General features: G+C 60.5%; 13 protein-coding genes and 2 pseudogenes. 12 read left to right on the forward strand and 3 right to left on the reverse strand.

Going from position 1 to position 17,306, the window contains the following annotated elements; all coding sequences use genetic code 11:
* Positions 1-17: 17 nt before the first annotated feature.
* Positions 18-1,139: an NAD-dependent deacylase gene (locus ACQUSY_RS02730; RefSeq protein WP_428902981.1), complete on the reverse strand. Its 1,122-nt coding sequence runs from the start codon at positions 1,137-1,139 to the stop codon at positions 18-20.
* A 229-nt stretch (positions 1,140-1,368) separates the two neighbouring features.
* Positions 1,369-2,616: an IS256 family transposase gene (locus tag ACQUSY_RS02735; protein ID WP_428902982.1), complete on the reverse strand. Its 1,248-nt coding sequence runs from the start codon at positions 2,614-2,616 to the stop codon at positions 1,369-1,371.
* A 329-nt stretch (positions 2,617-2,945) separates the two neighbouring features.
* Between ACQUSY_RS02735 and ACQUSY_RS02740 the strand changes: the two genes are divergently transcribed.
* From ACQUSY_RS02740 to ACQUSY_RS02770, 7 genes and pseudogenes are all read left to right on the forward strand, one after another.
* Complete coding sequence (locus tag ACQUSY_RS02740; protein WP_428902983.1) at positions 2,946-4,148, forward strand: IS110 family RNA-guided transposase; 1,203 nt, start codon at positions 2,946-2,948, stop codon at positions 4,146-4,148.
* Positions 4,149-4,286: 138 nt separating this feature from the next.
* Positions 4,287-6,497, forward strand: a complete 2,211-nt coding sequence (locus ACQUSY_RS02745) for an NADP-dependent isocitrate dehydrogenase (RefSeq protein WP_428902984.1) — start codon at positions 4,287-4,289, stop codon at positions 6,495-6,497.
* A 220-nt stretch (positions 6,498-6,717) separates the two neighbouring features.
* Positions 6,718-7,908 (forward strand): DNA cytosine methyltransferase, encoded by a 1,191-nt coding sequence (locus ACQUSY_RS02750; RefSeq protein ID WP_428902985.1) that lies wholly within the window; start codon positions 6,718-6,720, stop codon positions 7,906-7,908.
* Positions 7,909-7,940: 32 nt separating this feature from the next.
* Positions 7,941-9,017, forward strand: a complete 1,077-nt coding sequence (locus ACQUSY_RS02755) for a restriction endonuclease, SacI family (RefSeq protein WP_428902986.1) — start codon at positions 7,941-7,943, stop codon at positions 9,015-9,017.
* An 83-nt stretch (positions 9,018-9,100) separates the two neighbouring features.
* A pseudogene (locus tag ACQUSY_RS02760) lies at positions 9,101-9,637 on the forward strand (NADP-dependent isocitrate dehydrogenase); the annotation flags it as partial.
* Positions 9,638-9,762: 125 nt separating this feature from the next.
* Positions 9,763-10,410 (forward strand): hypothetical protein, encoded by a 648-nt coding sequence (locus ACQUSY_RS02765; RefSeq protein WP_428902987.1) that lies wholly within the window; start codon positions 9,763-9,765, stop codon positions 10,408-10,410.
* Positions 10,407-12,059, forward strand: a complete 1,653-nt coding sequence (locus tag ACQUSY_RS02770; RefSeq protein ID WP_428902988.1) for a TIGR02391 family protein — start codon at positions 10,407-10,409, stop codon at positions 12,057-12,059. Before ACQUSY_RS02765 ends, ACQUSY_RS02770 begins: the two co-directional genes overlap by 4 nt.
* Here the strand turns inward: ACQUSY_RS02770 and ACQUSY_RS02775 are convergent, their stop codons facing one another.
* Positions 12,060-13,187 (reverse strand): DNA cytosine methyltransferase, encoded by a 1,128-nt coding sequence (locus ACQUSY_RS02775; RefSeq protein WP_428902989.1) that lies wholly within the window; start codon positions 13,185-13,187, stop codon positions 12,060-12,062.
* A gap of 309 nt (positions 13,188-13,496) precedes the next feature.
* On the opposite strand from ACQUSY_RS02775, the gene ACQUSY_RS02780 reads away from it, so the two are divergent.
* The 5 genes and pseudogenes from ACQUSY_RS02780 (at position 13,497) to ACQUSY_RS02800 (ending at position 17,275) form a co-directional block, all read left to right on the forward strand.
* Positions 13,497-13,883 (forward strand): DUF1156 domain-containing protein, encoded by a 387-nt coding sequence (locus tag ACQUSY_RS02780; RefSeq protein ID WP_428902990.1) that lies wholly within the window; start codon positions 13,497-13,499, stop codon positions 13,881-13,883.
* 100 nt (positions 13,884-13,983) lie between these two features.
* A complete protein-coding gene (locus tag ACQUSY_RS02785; protein WP_428902991.1) occupies positions 13,984-15,150 on the forward strand; it encodes a GTPase in 1,167 nt (388 codons plus the stop codon).
* A gap of 30 nt (positions 15,151-15,180) precedes the next feature.
* Positions 15,181-15,630 (forward strand): annotated as a pseudogene (locus tag ACQUSY_RS02790) (NADP-dependent isocitrate dehydrogenase); the annotation flags it as partial.
* A 165-nt stretch (positions 15,631-15,795) separates the two neighbouring features.
* Positions 15,796-16,101 (forward strand): helix-turn-helix domain-containing protein, encoded by a 306-nt coding sequence (locus ACQUSY_RS02795; protein WP_428902992.1) that lies wholly within the window; start codon positions 15,796-15,798, stop codon positions 16,099-16,101.
* Complete coding sequence (locus tag ACQUSY_RS02800; RefSeq protein WP_428902993.1) at positions 16,094-17,275, forward strand: type II toxin-antitoxin system HipA family toxin; 1,182 nt, start codon at positions 16,094-16,096, stop codon at positions 17,273-17,275. Before ACQUSY_RS02795 ends, ACQUSY_RS02800 begins: the two co-directional genes overlap by 8 nt.
* Positions 17,276-17,306 lie beyond the last annotated feature (31 nt).

Here is a 17,306-nt window from a genome sequence, read left to right on the forward strand (position 1 = left end):
CAATAGGGCGCGCGAGCTTAGCGGCGCCCGCGTCCCCGCGCTCGGTCTACTGCAATCCACGCGACGAGGTCAACGGCGTACTTCATATCGAGCCGTCGTCGTTCCTCATCCACTTCGCGGGTACGGACGTCGTGCTCCATGATGTGCATTACGAGGGGGATGATGCCAGCTTCACCGAGTGGTGCGTCGCCGCGCAGTCTTGTCAGGACTGGCTCGAGTTCCATCGTCGCCACATGGTGTTCGCAATCTGGCAATTTCAGGTAGTTGAGCAGATCTCCCACTCTGCTCGCCCGATAGTCGTATCCGTCGTGTGCCTGAAGAAAGGATTGCTCAGCAACAAAGTGGGAAATTCTGTCTTCCACCCAGTCTCCGAGGTGACCCTCACGGAGGAGAAACGAACGAACCCAGTCGGGCACACTTTCGGACGCCTTTCCGGCATAGACCTCGTCAAACGAGTCTTCCCACGCATCAGGATCGAGGTCGACAAGGACTGTTTTCGCACCGTTCGCTTTCGCAATGCGTGCGAAGCTCGCTGCAGGTTGCACCTGCCCCGAGGTTCCGATCACAACGAACAATTCGCAGTTCTCCACAGCTTCATAAATGCGTTCGCCGTCACGAATCTGCTCGCCAAACCACACGATGTCGGGACGCAAGGCTCGCTTGCCGCATTTCGGGCACGGCGGTCGGTTACCCAGGTCGCCGTCGTGCTCCGCTCTATGCCCACACGCGACGCACAGTGCACTGCGCAGCTTTCCGTGCATGTGAACGACATTCTTCGACCACGCCCGCTCGTGCAGATCATCGACATTCTGCGTGATGATCAAAACCTCATCGGGAAGAAGCTCTTCGAGCCGGGCAAGTGCCATATGAGCGAGATTCGGGTGCACTTCTTTGAGCTGTGCGCGGCGAGCATCGTAGAAGCGGTGCACCATGTCGGGGTTGGCGGCATAGCCGCGCGGTGAAGCGACGTCCTCGATACGGTGTTGCTCCCACAAGCCTTTGGCATCACGGAATGTCGAAATGCCGGACTCGGCCGAGATGCCCGCCCCCGTGAGGATCACGATTCGCGGGGATGCGCTGCTGGGCTTCACGTTGCGAGACGTCTTCTTCTGAAACGGATCGCCGTATCGGTCTGGCATTGAGTGTCTCCCAGGAGCTCGGGTGCGGGTTTTCGGGAAAGTCGAAACTAACTCTGCGTTAACGCAATATCTGAATGATGCACCAAGGTTCCGACATTGTGCTGGCCTACCGAACCGGCTACCCAATACCACCGATCAATCTGGTTCCGCCCCGTTACTTTCTTTGTAGCCGTTCGGGAGTCAGGTCAAGTCCCGGGTAGTGGTGTAGCGCGATCCTTCGGTTAATCGGTTAGGCGCTGAGTTCAAGGATGGGTTGGTCGGTCACCTCGTTCCCGTTGTCGGTGATGAGGGTGAGGCGGCTTTTGGCGAGGATGTCGAGGCCGAGGTAGCGGCGTCCTTCTGCCCATTCGTCGGTCTGCTCGGCGAGGACGGCTCCGACGAGGCGGATGATCGCGTCGCGATTCGGGAAGATGCCGACGCTGTCGGTGCGGCGACGGATCTCGCGGTTCAGGCGCTCGTTGGGGTTGTTGGACCAGATCTGCTGCCAGAGCCCTTCGGGGAACTGAGTGAACGCGAGGATGTCCGCGCGGGCGGTGTCGAGGTGCTCGTGCGCGTCGGGGAGCTTGCCGTCGACGTAGTCGAGGAGCCGGTTGAACTGGGCGTTCACGGCGTCCTTGTCGGGTTGGTCATAGACGGAGTGCAGCATCGCTTTCACCGCCGGCCACATGCTCTTCGGCGTCACGGACATCAGGTTCGCGGCGTAGTGGGTGCGGCGGCGCTGCCAGGCAGCCCCGGGCAGGTTCGCGGCGATCGCGTCGACGAGGCCGGCGTGGGCGTCGCTGGTGACGAGGCGGACCCCGGCCAGGCCGCGGGCGACGAGGTCGGCGAAGAAGCTGTTCCAGGCCGCTCCGGTCTCCGATGTGGCGACGCGCAGGCCGAGTACTTCGCGGCGGCCGTCAGCGTTGACGCCGGTCGCGATCAGGACGACCGCGTTGATCACCCGGCCGCCCTCACGGACCTTCATCGTGAGGGCGTCGGCGGCGACGAACGTGAACGGTCCCGCATCACCGAGTGGGCGGTGACGGAACTGCTCGACGTGCTCGTCGAGGTCCGCTGCCATCCGAGAGACCTGCGACTTCGACAGCGAGTGGATCCCGAGCTGCTTGACGAGCTTGTCCATCCGCCTCGTGCTCACCCCGGCGAGGTAGCAGTCCGCGACGACCGTGATCATCGCCGACTCTGCCCGTTTGCGGCGCTCGAGCAGCCATTCCGGGAAGTAGGTCCCCTGCCGCAGCTTCGGGATCGCGACATCGACCGTCCCGACCCGGGTGTCCAGGTCGCGGTGCCGGTACCCGTTGCGCTGCGCGACACGGTCCGGGGACGCCTGGCCCCATTCCGCGCCGACGACAGCATCCGCATCCGCGGACAGCAGCGCGTTGATCATGGTCTGCAACAGGCTGCGCATCAGATCCGGCGACGCGTCGGTCAGGGCTTCGCCGAGCAGGCCGGCAGGGTCGACAATATGAGGAGCGGTCATCGTGTTGATGCCTTTCGAGTGGGATGTGAGAGTTTCCTCGAAGGATCACACGGTGACCGCGTCTACGTCTGAGACGATCCGGCCACCGAGCGGTTACACCACGCTACGGGACTCCACTGGGAGTCATTCTTGGATGGTGTTGGCCTGCCGGGCCCGGCATGATTGCTGCCCCCAGTCGTTGATGATCCGGGGGGTGTTGTCACCGGGCCTGGTTCGGCAGTGAGTGATCGCTGATAGGGGCTGGACCCGGTTTCGCCGAGGCCGTTCGTAACGTGGATGCCGAAACTCACAGCCTCGGTTCAGGCCACGTCGATCGGACGGAGGAACAGATGGCAATCGAGCGATACGAGGAGGTCGACGTCTTCATCGGTGTTGACGTCGGGAAGGGCGAGCACCACGCAGTCGCTCTGAACAGAGCCGGAAAGGTGCTCTATGACAAAGCGCTACCCAATGACGAGGGCCGTTTGCGGGAGGTCATCGGCAAGTTAAGAATGCACGGCGAGGTGCTCCTCGTCGTGGACCAGCCCGCGACGATCGGCGCCCTACCGATCGCGGTCGCTCAAGCCGAGGGCGTGCTCGTGGGCTATTTGCCCGGGCTCGCGATGCGCCGCATCGCCGACCTGCACGCGGGCGAGGCGAAGACTGATGCCCGGGACGCCGCGATCATCGCGCAGGCTGCCCGCACGCTTCCTCACGCGCTGCGCGGGATCCAGGTCGCCGACGAGCAGGTCGCCGAGCTCTCCATGCTCTGCGGCTTCGACGACGACCTCGTCGGACAGACCACCGCGACAAGCAACCGAATCCGGGGCCTCCTCACCCAAGTTCACCCTGCCTTGGAGCGGGTTCTCGGCCCGCATCTGGACCACCCGGCCGTGCTGGACCTGTTGCAGCGCTATCCATCACCGGCCAGTATGAAAGCTGCAGGCACGACGCGGCTCGGCAACCGGCTCACCAAACTCGCGCCCCGCATGGGCCGTCGTCTGGCCGAAGAGATCAGCCGAGCGCTGGGCGAGCAGACTGTGGTCGTGGTCGGCACGAACGCTGCCAAAATGGTGCTCCCGCGTCTCGCAGAACAGCTCGCGGCGCTACGCCGGCAGCGGGCCGAGATCGCTATCGAGGTCGAGCGCCTCGTGGAGGCCCACCCTCTTCAGCCCGTCCTGACGAGCATGCCCGGAGTCGGCGTCAGGACCGCAGCCAGACTCCTCACCGAGATCTCCGGCAAGGACTTCGCCACCGCTGGACACCTCGCCTCCTACGCCGGCCTCGCACCCGTAACCCGACGCTCCGGATCCTCGATCCGCGGGGAGCATCCGTCTCGGCGCGGGAACAAGATCCTGAAACGGACGCTATTCCTCTCCGCGTTCGCAGCCCTCCGCGACCCGGTATCTCGTGCCTATTACGACCGGAAGATCGCTCAAGGCAAACGCCACAACCAAGCCCTCATCGCCCTCGCCAGACGACGCTGCGACGTCCTCTACGCCATGCTCCGCGACGGCACCCTCTATCAAACCGAACATCGCCTCGCCGCTTGACAAACAACATAGGGGCACCCTCCCCCGCCTCGCGCATCTCATACCCCTGAACTAAGCTGATTCCTGGGCAACACGCCCACTCAGGTATCTTGATATCAAGACACTTTTCAGCCTGTCACGCGAGGAGCTTGCCGCACGATGGCCAAGATCATCTACACCCACACAGACGAGGCGCCGCTTCTGGCGACGCACTCGTTCCTTCCAATCATCAGCGCCTTCGCCGGCACCGCTGGTGTAGAGATCGAGACCCGCGACATTTCGCTCGCCGGTCGCATCATCGCGGAATTCCCGCAGAAGCTCACCGATGAGCAGCGCATCGGCGACGCTCTCGCAGAGCTCGGCGGCCTGGCCACCACCCCTGAGGCCAACATCATCAAGCTGCCGAACATCTCGGCATCGGTTCCGCAGCTGAAGGCAGCCATCGCTGAGCTTCAGGCCAAGGGCTACGACATTCCTAACTATCCCGACGAGGCAGAGACTGTCGAAGACCAGCACGTTCGTGCTCGCTACGACAAGATCAAGGGTTCGGCTGTGAACCCGGTTCTCCGCGAGGGCAACTCCGACCGCCGCGCACCGCTGTCGGTCAAGGAGTACGCACGCAAGTACCCGCACTCGATGGGTGCGTGGACTGCCGACTCGAAGACCAACGTTGCCACCATGGGTGAGAACGACTTCTTCTCGAACGAGCAGTCGGTCATCATCGAGGCTGACGACGTTCTTCGCATCGAGCACGTCAACGCTGCTGGCGACGTGAAGGTTCTCAAGGAGAAGCTCAAGGTTCTCCCCGGCGAGGTCGTCGACGGAACCTTCATTTCGGCAGCCAAGCTCGACGAGTTCCTCGCTGCGCAGATCAAGCGCGCGAAGGACGAAGACGTGCTGTTCTCGGTGCACCTCAAGGCGACGATGATGAAGGTCTCCGACCCGATCATCTTCGGTCACGTTGTGCGCGCCTTCTTCGCTGACGTTTTCGCAACGTACGGCACCGAACTCCTTGAGGCGGGCCTCGACGGCACCAACGGTCTCGGCGCAATCCTCGACGGCCTCGGCGAGCTCGCCAACGGTGAAGAGATCCGCGCAGCCTTCGACAAGGGCCTCGCTGACGGCCCGCGTCTCGCGATGGTCAACTCCGACAAGGGCATCACTAACGTGCACGTTCCGTCTGACGTCATCGTCGATGCTTCGATGCCGGCGATGATCCGCACCTCGGGTCACATGTGGGGCCCGGACGGCGCCGAGGGCGACACCCTCGCTGTCATCCCCGACTCCTCCTACGCTGGCATCTACCAGGCCGTGATCGATGACTGCCGCGCAAACGGCGCGTACGACCCGGTCACCATGGGCTCGGTTCCGAACGTCGGCCTCATGGCTCAGAAGGCTGAAGAGTACGGCTCGCACGACAAGACGTTTGAGCTGGCAGAAGCCGGAACCGTTCGCGTCGTCAACAAGGCTGGTGACGTGCTCATTGAGCACGACGTTGAGGCTGGCGACATCTGGCGCGCATGCCAGACGAAGGACATCCCGATTCGCGACTGGGTCAAGCTTGCCGTTTCGCGCGCACGCGCAACGGGCGACAAAACGGTCTTCTGGCTCGACGAGAACCGCGCACACGACGCGAACCTCATCGCCAAGGTCAAGGCTTACCTGCCCGAGCACGACACGACCGGTCTCGACATCGAGATCCTCGCGCCGTACGAGGCAACCAAGCTGTCGGTTGAGCGCATCCGCCAGGGTCTGAACACGATCTCGGTCACGGGTAACGTTCTGCGCGACTACAACACCGACCTGTTCCCGATTCTGGAGCTCGGAACCTCGGCAAAGATGCTGTCGATTGTTCCGCTTCTCAACGGTGGTGGTCTCTTCGAGACCGGTGCCGGTGGTTCCGCTCCGAAGCACGTTCAGCAGCTCGTTGAAGAGAACTACCTGCGTTGGGACAGCCTTGGCGAGTTCCTCGCGCTGGCAGCCTCGTTCGAGCACTTCGCGAACGTGAACGGCAACGACAAGGCACGCGTTCTCGGCGAGACGCTCGACAAGGCAACGGGTACGTTCCTGCTCGAGAACAAGTCGCCTGGCCGCAAGCTCGGAACCATCGACAACCGTGGTTCGCACTTCTACCTGGCTATGTACTGGGCTGAGGAGCTGGCTGCGCAGACCGCTGACGCTGAGCTTGCTGCGGCATTCGCAACGCTTGCGGAGACGCTGCGTTCGAACGAGTCTGTGATCGTCGACGAACTGCTCGCTGTTCAGGGTTCGGCCGTCGAAATTGGTGGCTACTACCGCCCCGACGAGGCAAAGACCTACGCCGTCATGCGCCCGTCGGCAACGCTCAACGCCGCGATCGACGCTCTGTAAGAGTTTCGTCTAGCAACGGGGTGGCCCGGTCAGATCTTTGGATTCGGCCGGGCCACCCCGTCCTTACGGGGTTGAGGATTCTTCATCAGAGGAACTCGTTCCTGCGCGGCATTGATCACGCCGCGACACTCCGCGCGAGCTGCCAGTTTGTCGATCCCAGCTCGATGTCGGCCGTCGATTGTACGATTGACAATATGATTTTCACCAGCCAGGAGTCCGCATGACTGCAGACCACAAGCTCCCCGTAATTAGCTTGTTCTCCGGAGCTGGTGGGCTGGATCTGGCCGTCGATCGAGTCGCTGATGCTCCGCTCACTGTGCCCGAGGAACCGACGCCGGGACCCTATCGGGTCGCTGTCGCTACGGACTACGCCCCGCAGGCTCTCGACACTCTCGCGCTGAACATGCCTGAGACCGCAACCGTGCCTAGGGACATTCGAGACACCCCTACAAGCGAGCTACTCCGCTTAGGATCGATGACAGAGGGCGAGGCGGGCCTCGTCGTCGGCGGGCCACCGTGCACACCGTTCTCCAAGTCGGGCTTCTGGCTAGCTGAGAAGCGTGAATCCCGAGATCCCGACGCTTCGCTCCTAGAAGAGTATGTCCGCGTCGTTGCTCAGTCTCGGCCAGAGGCATTTGTTCTTGAGAACGTTCAGGCACTCACATACAAGACGCATAAGGAGCATTTCAAGCAGCTTCTCGGCGCGCTCACAGAGCTTGGCTACAACCCGCAGTGGAAGGTCCTTCTCGCAGCAGACTACGGCGTTCCCCAGCTACGCAAGCGTGTGTTCGTTGTAGGACGCCGAGACGGCAAAGCCTTCAAATTCCCGGAGCCAACGCATGCAGGGCCGAGCGAAACGAGCCGAGATTGGGACCGTTCCAAGCCGCTCCATATCTCTGCAGGGGAGGCGTTCAAAACGTTGAAAACGATGCCCGAGCCGGGTGAGCTTGTCGAGGGGAAATACGGAGAGCTTGCTGCCGAGGTCCCTGGCGGACAGAACTACCTCTGGCACACGGAGCGCTACGGCGGACGCAATGAGTTCCAGTGGCGTTCACGGTACTGGACGTTCCTCCTTCGATTGACTGCGGACAAGCCCAGCTCAACTCTCCAAGCTCAGCCTGGCCCCTATGTAGGTCCATTCCATTGGGAAAACCTTCCAAATGAGCGTGGGGAGCTTCGGGCTCGTCGCCTCCGCGTTCCTGAGCTTCTACGTCTAATGACGTTCCCCGACAATTTCCAACTCATGGGATCTCGTGCGGACATCCAGCGTCAGCTTGGTAACGCGGTCCCGATGGAACTAGGCAAGGCTGTGCTGCGAGCACTTAGTCTTCAGCTCGGGTATCTTGATGCTGGAAGCGATAGAGACGATCAGCTGTTGCGTTCAGCAGGCAGCGCGGTCCTGATTAGCTAGATTGGCAGTCTGAGACCGGGGAAGGCACAAGAATGCCAATCAAGATTTCTCCTGTCGAAGCTGAAGGGGTCCTCTTGGATGCTTTGACTGTCGCTAAGACCGGCCAACCGCTTCCCATCGTGTGGACCAGCTACTCAAGGATGGTATTTTCCCTTGACGCGATGACTTGGACACCCGCATTGGTCACCCTGCTCTTGGCCAAAGCCACCAATCAAGAGGTTGACACCTTAAGCCTCAAGCACGACGAGGCGAACCCGTTCTCCTACAGCGCTCGAGGTCTATGCCACGGCGTGATCGTCCCCGCTGCCGTCCAGCACAACTTCACCATTCGCAACACTGGTCGAGAGCCACTGAATAACCAGCCGTTCTTTCGCTATGACCGGATCGATAAGATCGAGCGCACCCGCAACCCGGACGACACAGCGGTCTTTCTTGAAGTTGCAACTGCGGCAAACTCACTTAGCGCTAACGATGCGTTCGATGCCTTGGCCGCTTTCCTACGCGAAGCGCTCACAAGGACTGCCGCAGCCCGAAAGGTTTCGGTCCCCACGAGCGGGCTGTCCGTTTCAGGTGCTCGCATTGCAGCGCAAGATTTCTTGCGGCACGACGCGAAGGATCGCCCTCAACGGCTGCAAGCTTTTGCTGCGGCATGCGTTTCATTGATGCAGTTCTCCCACGTAAGGACGCGCCGCATCAATGACCCTTCCCGAGATGTCCCCGGCGACGTGCAGGCTATCGTGAACGAGAAGGCACTCTTTGCGATGGAAGTTCGCGGCAAGCCGGTCTCGCAGACCGAACTTATCGGTTTCGTCCGAGAATGCTCTACAGCGGGCGTGCATCGCGCGGTGATGTTGGTCGATGCAGCCGGACAGAAGCCCTTAAACCTTGAAAGCGCAATGCTGGAAGCAAACGCGCCAGAGGTCCTGACGGTCGCTTTCGAGTCGGCAGATCAACTCCTTCAAAGCGCCCTTCTGTGGACAAATGAGGATATTGATAAGTCAGTCAAGACGTTCAGTGAGAATCTACTGCGTCGACTTCAAGAGATCGAGGCGTCTCAGGGCACCTTGGAGGAATGGGTGCGTGCTGTGGCTGTTGCACAAAGACGCTAGGCCGTCGCGCGCGCGGCTCATTTCGATGCGTAGGGCCGTCTCCGAGGCATTCCGCGTGACCGGGTCACAGCCACCGCTACTTCGCGTACAGGCTCGGGTTTGTTCCGCTTCTCAACGGTGGTGGTCTCTTCGAGACCGGTGCCGGTGGTTCCGCTCCGAAGCACGTTCAGCAGCTCGTTGAAGAGAACTACCTGCGTTGGGACAGCCTCGGCGAGTTCCTCGCACTGGCAGCCTCGTTCGAGCACTTCGCCAACGTGAACGGCAACGACAAGGCACGCGTTCTCAGCGAGACGCTCGACAAGGCAACGGGTACGTTCCTGCTCGAGAACAAGTCGCCTGGCCGCAAGCTCGGAACCATCGACAACCGCGGTTCGCACTTCTACCTCGCCATGTACTGGGCTGAGGAGCTGGCTTCACAGACCGCTGACGCTGAGCTTGCTTCGGCATTCGCAACGCTTGCGGCAACGCTGCGTTCGAACGAGCAGACCATCGTCGAGGAGCTGCTCGCTGTTCAGGGCTCGCCCGTCGAGATCGGTGGCTACTACCGCCCCGACGAGGCAAAGACCTACGCCGTCATGCGCCCGTCGGCAACACTCAACGCCGCGATCGACGCTCTGTAAGAGTTTCGTTTAGCAACGGGGTGGCCCGGTCGGATCTTTGGATTCGGCCGGGCCACTGGCCTTCATGACAAGAGACGCCGCCACAGTTAGCGCAATCCAGCGGCCGCTCATGCCAAACTGACCTCATGATTCCCAGGTACGACATTGAGGTCGACTCCACGCTTCCGATCGACGCGACATTTTGGGTACCAACCAGAGAAGAAGTTGACGAAGGCATCGGTTTCTTCCACAACACCTGGTCAATTGACACAGATTTGAAGGAAGCCGCGTTAGTCGCCCAAGCGGAGCAAGTTGCCATCAACTTTGTCGATGAGCGCACTTCGACTGCCGAAGAGTTCGACGCTGTTGCAAGCGCGATCGAATTTGAATCACCTGACGATCCGACTGAAGATGCACCCGCGCTCGTCTGGCAGCCGGATTGGTACGGGCTAGAAGGACTCGAGCTTGGCGTCGCTGGCCTGACCTATGCGTTGAGCGCTGTGGGCGTCATCCCCGCCGCCAGCTGCCGTGCGCATGCCGCCGCACACAGACAATGGGCCGAATACCCCGTGGTCAGTATGGCGATCGGCGACGAGCATGCAACAATCCTCCAACGTCTCGCACACGCTGCGGGATGTGGCTTCGAAATCGACGAGAACCGCCCTCAGCTGCTGGCTGTGTATGCGCCATCCATTGTCGAAATGGCAGCTCTCGCGCAACTCGCCCTCGACAGCGTGACAGAGTTCTACGGCGACGTCGCCAACCGAACTGAACCGAAGGATGGGCGTTCATGACCGAGCTCAAGTTGACATTCGACCCGCTCACAATCGAGCACCTCGGGTTCAGAATGTATTCTCATCTGCCGAATGCTATCGCCGAGTTGATCGCGAACTCATACGATGCTGATGCAAACAACGTGACCGTCAAAATCGACGATTCTGGCCGCAAGATTTCGGTTCTCGACGATGGTCACGGGATGTCTCCGGAACAGTTGCAGGAAAACTACCTGCGAATCGGTAGGAATCGACGCGCATCCGGCGACGGCGAGTTTTCCGAGTCGGGTCGTCGAAAGGTTGCAGGTCGTAAGGGCCTCGGAAAGCTGGCCGTATTCGGGATCGGAAACCACATCACCGTCGATACGAAACGATCGGGTGAAATGCATTCAACGAAAGTGACGATGGTCTGGGGCGAGATCAAGGGTTCAACTGCGGCTGAGTATTTTCCGCAGGTGCAGCGCATTGACGCCGACTCTGAAGCGCAGTTCACTCACATTCATATCGACGAGCTAAACCGTCAAACCGAGATCAATCCAGAAACGCTCGCAGCACAGCTTTCCAGGCTTTTCAACTATTCCGACGATGACTTCAATCTCGAAGTCACCCGTGCAAACATTCGATTCTCAGTCGACCGGACGCTCAGGTATGCATCAATTCCGGTCGACGCAGAATGGGTAGTCCCAACTGATTTCCAATCGCCATCGTCTGTGTCAACCGAAGCAACAACGACGATGCCGATCACCGGCAAGGTCTACGCGGCTTCGTCTCCACTCGCGAGCCACCTCCGCGGAATTACCCTTTATGTGCGCGGACGACTCGCAAATGAACCTGAGTTCTTCGGCGTGTCTGCCAGCTCTCAGGCATACGCCTACTTGACCGGGTACATCGACGTTGACGAGTTGGATTCCGAGTCAGACGTGATCTCGACTGATCGACGATCCGTTGTGTGGGAGTCTGCGAGCGCCGCTGCGCTACGCGAACGCATGGTCACAATTGTTCGAGAAGCAGCGCAGAAACACCGTGCGCTTCGCGCACAGGCAAACAAAGACAAGCTTAGGAACGACGCTGGTGTGGACATCGATGCGTGGACTTCCACCATTCAGGGCAAAGAATCGGAAGCCGTAAAGCGGGTACTAGATACGCTCACATCCGCTGACAACGATATCGGCGACACCGATCGTAAGACCATCGTCGACAGCCTCCGCGAAATTGCGCCCGAGTACGCGGACTTACATTGGCGAGCGCTACATCCGTCGATACAGACTGCCTCCGCAAGCGAGTACAAGTCCGGACACTACCATCACGCCGTTGTTGAGGCGATCAAACAATACGTGAAGGACGTTCGACAACTGTCACAAGCCGCGCCAGAGATGCTCGAGGTCAACGTGATCGGGTGGGCGTTCGGCGGCGCAGATTCGCCTCGCATCGACGTCATCGCGCCATACGTCGACTTTGATCTTGCACCAGACACACAGAAAAACCTCCGAACCGCACAGTTGAATCTCTCACTGGCCGCTTGGAGCGGATTCCGAGACCCAATTCAACACGAGCCGGTCCGCGCACTGCTAAACAGTGGGGTCTTCACCTATCAAGACTGTCTCGACGCACTCAGCTTGATCTCCCATCTTCGTCGTCGCATCAACGTGGGCGAACACCCGACGCCATAGCTACTGCGTGAAGCTCTCGAGAAGCTTCGCGGCGATGGCTTGGCCAAGAGGGATGGGCACGGCGTTGCCGATTTGCTTGGCGATGGCGGTCTTGGAACCTACGAACTTGTGGTCGGGCGGGAAGCCCTGCAGTACAGCGGCTTCGAAGTGGGTGATTGCACGATTTTCGTCCGGGTGCAGGTAGCGACCCTTCTCGGGCTTAAAGAACTCAGTTCGAATCGTGACTGAAGGCTTGTCCCAGCGGAGGCGTCCCATGACATCGGCTGCGCCTGTCGTGTGGTTGATCCAACACTTTGGAAGAAGGTCCGGACGCTTCTTCGCAAGGTCGAACCGATTGCCACCCGCGCCGATCGCTTTGAACCGGTCGCGAGAGAGCTCTGTGTACCGTCGATCAAGGTGGAGTTCTCGGCGCGTAAACGGCCCCGCGAATGTTTTCCCATCGACCGTCACAGACTTACTGCTGGGAAGATCTATCCCCTCGGGCTTCAGAGGGACCTGCGCCTCATCGAACGCGTCACGAAGTGACCGATGCTCGTGCTCGTGGGTCGGATCGGGCCAACCCGGGAATGGAAGTGACCGCAGGTGTCCGATGATGACCGTGCGCTTGCGGGCTTGGGGCGCACCGTAGTCTGCGGCGTTCAACACTTTGTGCTGAAACGCGTATTCGTGAAGACGACCACCCTTCTTCGTTTCTTCCAGAAATAGGGCGTACTGCGGCGACTTGGCAAAAGCTGCGACGTTCTCAACCACGAAGTACTTTGGACGTGCCTTCACAATCGTTTCCATGTATTCGCGCCACAAGCTATTGCGAACATCTTCTGTGTCTTGCTTGCCAAGCGTCGAGAATCCTTGGCAAGGAGGGCCGCCCACGATCAAGTCAGCGGTCGGAACGTCTTCATCCGCTAACCAGTCTTGGATGCTCCCCGCGTACACGATGCCTTCACCAAAGGTGGCCTCGTATGAGGCGGCGGCGGCCGGATCCATTTCAACGGCACGAACGGTTTGGAAGCGGTTTGAGGCGGCGTGAAGCCCTGCGGTGAATCCGCCTGCTCCTGCGAAGAGGTCGATCACTCGAATCGTTTTCGCGTCGGACTGATCCGAAACGCTCGAATCAATGGGCGGAATCATAGTACGTACCACACTTCATGAAAATAGGGCCTGGCGTCGCCTAAAGCCAGCCGGCGCGCCGGCGGAAACAGATATGCCGAAAGCAGCTGCAACCTGGATGTGCAGGCGAAGGCTCATGGCGTGACGCTGCGCTTTCAACCGGCCTCGAAAGTGTCATGCGGGTGTCCGCATGACACACACGCTAGTCACACGATCAGACATTCATGATGAACGCTGCGAGCCCGCCCTCCTCCGCGACAGGGTGAGGTAGAAATGAACTAGTGTGACGGCACCCCTGCTTCCGTCAGACATATGAAGCACTAGGGAGAAGTGTTGCCGAAGAAGAAGCTCATCGAGGTCGCCCTGCCGCTCGAGGCGATCAATGCGCAATCCGCGCGCGAGAAGTCGATCCGGCATGGGCACCCGTCCACACTGCACCTGTGGTGGGCGCGGCGCCCGCTCGCGACCGCACGAGCGGTGTTGTTCGCGCAGCTCGTGGACGATCCCGGCGGGCACTTCGACGAATACCTCGCGCAGGCTGAGCGGGACGGCGCGACGGACGCTGCAGCGAGCGCGACCGCAATGGTAGACGCTGAGCGCCAATCCGCCAACCGACTGATCGCAATGCTGCCGCAGCGCATCGCCCAATCTCAACGCACGCGGTCTGGCAACTCTTGGGCCGATCGCGATGAAGATACCTGGATTGACAAGCTTTGATTCGCTAGGTTGTCACGCCGGACGCTGATGTCTGCACCCTCCCATATCGTTATCCCAAACCCGGAAAACCTCCCAGACCCGAACACAAGGAGCCACCCAAGTGAGCGAGAACACCTCCATCGAGCCGACCGACAACGGCCTCCATGTTCTCGATGAGTCCGCATTCCTCGCAGCTACGAGTGAAGCAAAGGGTCGGTACGGTCGGTTCAACCTGGCTGTCATCGGAAACTCGGGTGTCGGAAAGTCGTCACTTGTAAATGCAGTGTTTGGCCGAGATTTGGCAGAAGTGGGTCGCGGGCTCCCTGTCACTCGCGGAGTGAATTACTACCACGATGACTCGCTCGGGATCTGGGATGTCGAAGGTTTTGAGATCGGATCAGAGGTCTCTCCCGCAGCAATGCTACGAGAACACCTGGAGACCATTGCCAAGCGGCCGGTTGACGAACAAATCTCAGTCGTCTGGTACTGCGTCCATGCGACGTCTGACCGCCTCACTCCTGCCGATATCGCCATGATCCGCGAGCTTGACGCTGCAGGGCTGCCGGTCATTCTTGTGCTCACGAAGGTCGACTGGAACAAGAACCCAATCTCAGGGAAGTACACGGTGTCGAAAGACCTCGAGCAGTTTGTCGCATGGTTGACGGACCCGCACGACAACGACCAGCCCATCACTATCCACTACCAGCGGGTCATTCTGACATCTACGCGCGATAGAAATGGAAAGGGATCAGGGCATGGGCTTGGTGAACTTGTCACGGAAACACTCGCCCTTGCACCCGAAACTGACAAGGACGCATTTCGAATCGCGCAGCGCCTCAATCTCCCCTGGAAGCGAGAGCTCGCCCGCCCAATCATTGCCGCAGCAGCTACCGCAGCAGCCACTGTGGCTGCGACTCCGATCATTGTTGCCGATGCACCGGTCCTCGCGCCGATCCAACTCGGAATGATGGGCAGGATCGCTGCGATCTACGATCTTGAGTTGAAGACCATGATGTCCGCAGGAGCCCTGGCGCAAGTTGGTCTCCAGATCACCGGACAAGCTCTCGCGCGGAGTTTTCTCAAGGTGATTCCTGGCGCAGGAAACGCGATCAATGCAAGTGTTGCATTCGCGCTGACCACCGCGACAGGCGAAGGTTGGATGCGTCTCTGCGAGCAGGTGCACACCGGAAAACTTGATCCCGAACAGGTCGCCAATATGTGGGGGGCTTACGCGCCCGCGGCACTGGATGTGATCCGCAAGGTCGCACAACAAAAGATTGCGAGATAGCGGCCCCGCGTCGTTTGAGAGCTCTCCTCGCAGCTCGTTGAAGAGAACTACCTGCGTTGGGACAGCCTCGGCGAGTTCCTCGCACTGGCAGCCTCGTTCGAGCACTTCGCAAACGTGAACGGCAACGACAAGGCACGCGTTCTCGGCGAGACGCTCGACAAGGCAACGGGTACGTTCCTGCTCGAGAACAAGTCGCCGGGTCGCAAGCTCGGAACCATCGACAACCGTGGTTCGCACTTCTACCTCGCCCTGTACTGGGCTGAGGAGCTGGCCGCACAGACCGCTGACGCTGACCTCGCTGCAGCATTCGCAACGCTTGCGGAGACGCTGCGTTCGAACGAGTCTGTGATCGTCGAGGAGCTGCTCGCCGTTCAGGGTTCGCCCGTCGAGATCGGTGGCTACTACCGCCCCGACGAGGCACTGACGTACGGCGTGATGCGCCCGTCGGCAACGTTCAACGCTGCGATTGATGCTCCGTAAGCGTTTCATTTAGCAACGGGGTGGCTCGGTCGGATCTTTGGATTCGGCCGGGCCACTGTCGTTGCACGATCCTCGGCCAGCGACAAGGGGCATCGCTAGTTTAGATTAAAAATACTTTATCTAAAAAGACTTTACGTAAAGAAAAACCTCCTTTATCCTGGAGGAGTGAAATCTACCCCGCTCCCGGTGAAGCGCGCGCTACGCACCATCGGCCAGAACATCGCTACGCAACGCAAGCTCCTTGGCTTGACCGCGGCGATGGTCGCCGAGCGCGCAGGAACCACGCCGCCGACCGTCAGCAAGCTGGAGCGGGGGGATGGCGCGTCGTTGGAGATCACGATGAGCGTTCTGCGCGTTCTGGGCCTCATGAACGAGGTGGTCACCGCGACAGATCCATACGAGACCGATCGTGGTCGCCTCATGGCTGACGAGGCGCTCCCCATCCGCGTGAGAGTGCGTGGCGATGGCTGAGCCGATCGAGGTCACGACTGTGATCGGCGGCAAAGACGTCTTGGCTGGCCGAATTCACCGCACGCGCGCGACGGGGTCTTTCACGTACGACGATGACTACCTCCGAAACCGAGCGGCCTTCCCACTCGCACCCATGCTCGGCCTCCATCGCGGCGCGTTCCCTTTTGCTCCGGCGAATCCCTTCAGCGACTCCGCGCCCGATACCTGGGGGCGAAAGGTACTCAACCGCGCCGCCGGGCGGACACTCGATGAGATCAGCCTGATGCTTGGTGTCAGCGACGAGAGCCGTCAGGGCGCCACCCGTTTCTGGGAGAACGGAATCCCGTGCGCCGACGAAAACGGCGTCCCTGCAGAATCAGACCTCACCGCCTTGATGCGCGTCGCCGATCAGATCGAACGCAACGAGCGCGACATCGACAACGCCGCCGTCCGTCGACTCTTCCGTGCGACGGGATCATTGGGTGGAGCACGCCCCAAGGCGAATGTGCGACTTGGGTCAGAACTGTGGCTGGCCAAGTTTCCGAAGCCCAACGGCGACGACTGGAACAAGATGGCGTGGGAGGCGGTCATGTTCGAACTCATGCAGCGCGTCGGCATCGACACCCCCACACACTTAACTAAGCAATTCACCATCGACGGCGAGCGACGCACGGTGCTGCTACTGAAGCGATTCGACCGTTCCGTCGACGGCGTCAGAATCCCGTATATCTCGGCGATGACGGCTCTGGAAGCCGGCGATGGTGAAGGCGGCGACTGGGTTGACGTCGTCGACTTTGCGCGTCTGCACGGCGCCGACACCCGGGAACTCTGGCGGCGAGCTCTCTTCGGCGCCGCAGTGGGAAACCTCGATGACCACCTACGGAACCATGGGTTCCTGCGCCGAGGAACCAGCTGGCAGCTCTCCCCCGCCTTCGATGTCAACCCAGAGCCGCTCGGTGACGGCGACGATCATCAGCTCTCGCTGGCCGGCGAGAACTCCGTCACCATCGAGGCGATACGACAGCGCGACTCACTCCGGCTGTTTGACGTGGACGAGGCCGACGCAGATGATTTCGCGGTTGAACTGCGCACCGCGCTCGCCGATGCCAGCCGGTTGGCGGCGGCGAACGGCGCCGACCCCCGATCCATTGCCGTCATGGACGATCGCATCGCAGCTGCGATCGAAGCGCTCTAGCGTCGCGGGGAAGGCACGGCGGATTTCCGAA

The sequence above is a fragment of the Microbacterium daqui genome (assembly GCF_050408675.1).
In the GTDB taxonomy this organism is placed as follows: Bacteria; Actinomycetota; Actinomycetes; order Actinomycetales; family Microbacteriaceae; genus Microbacterium.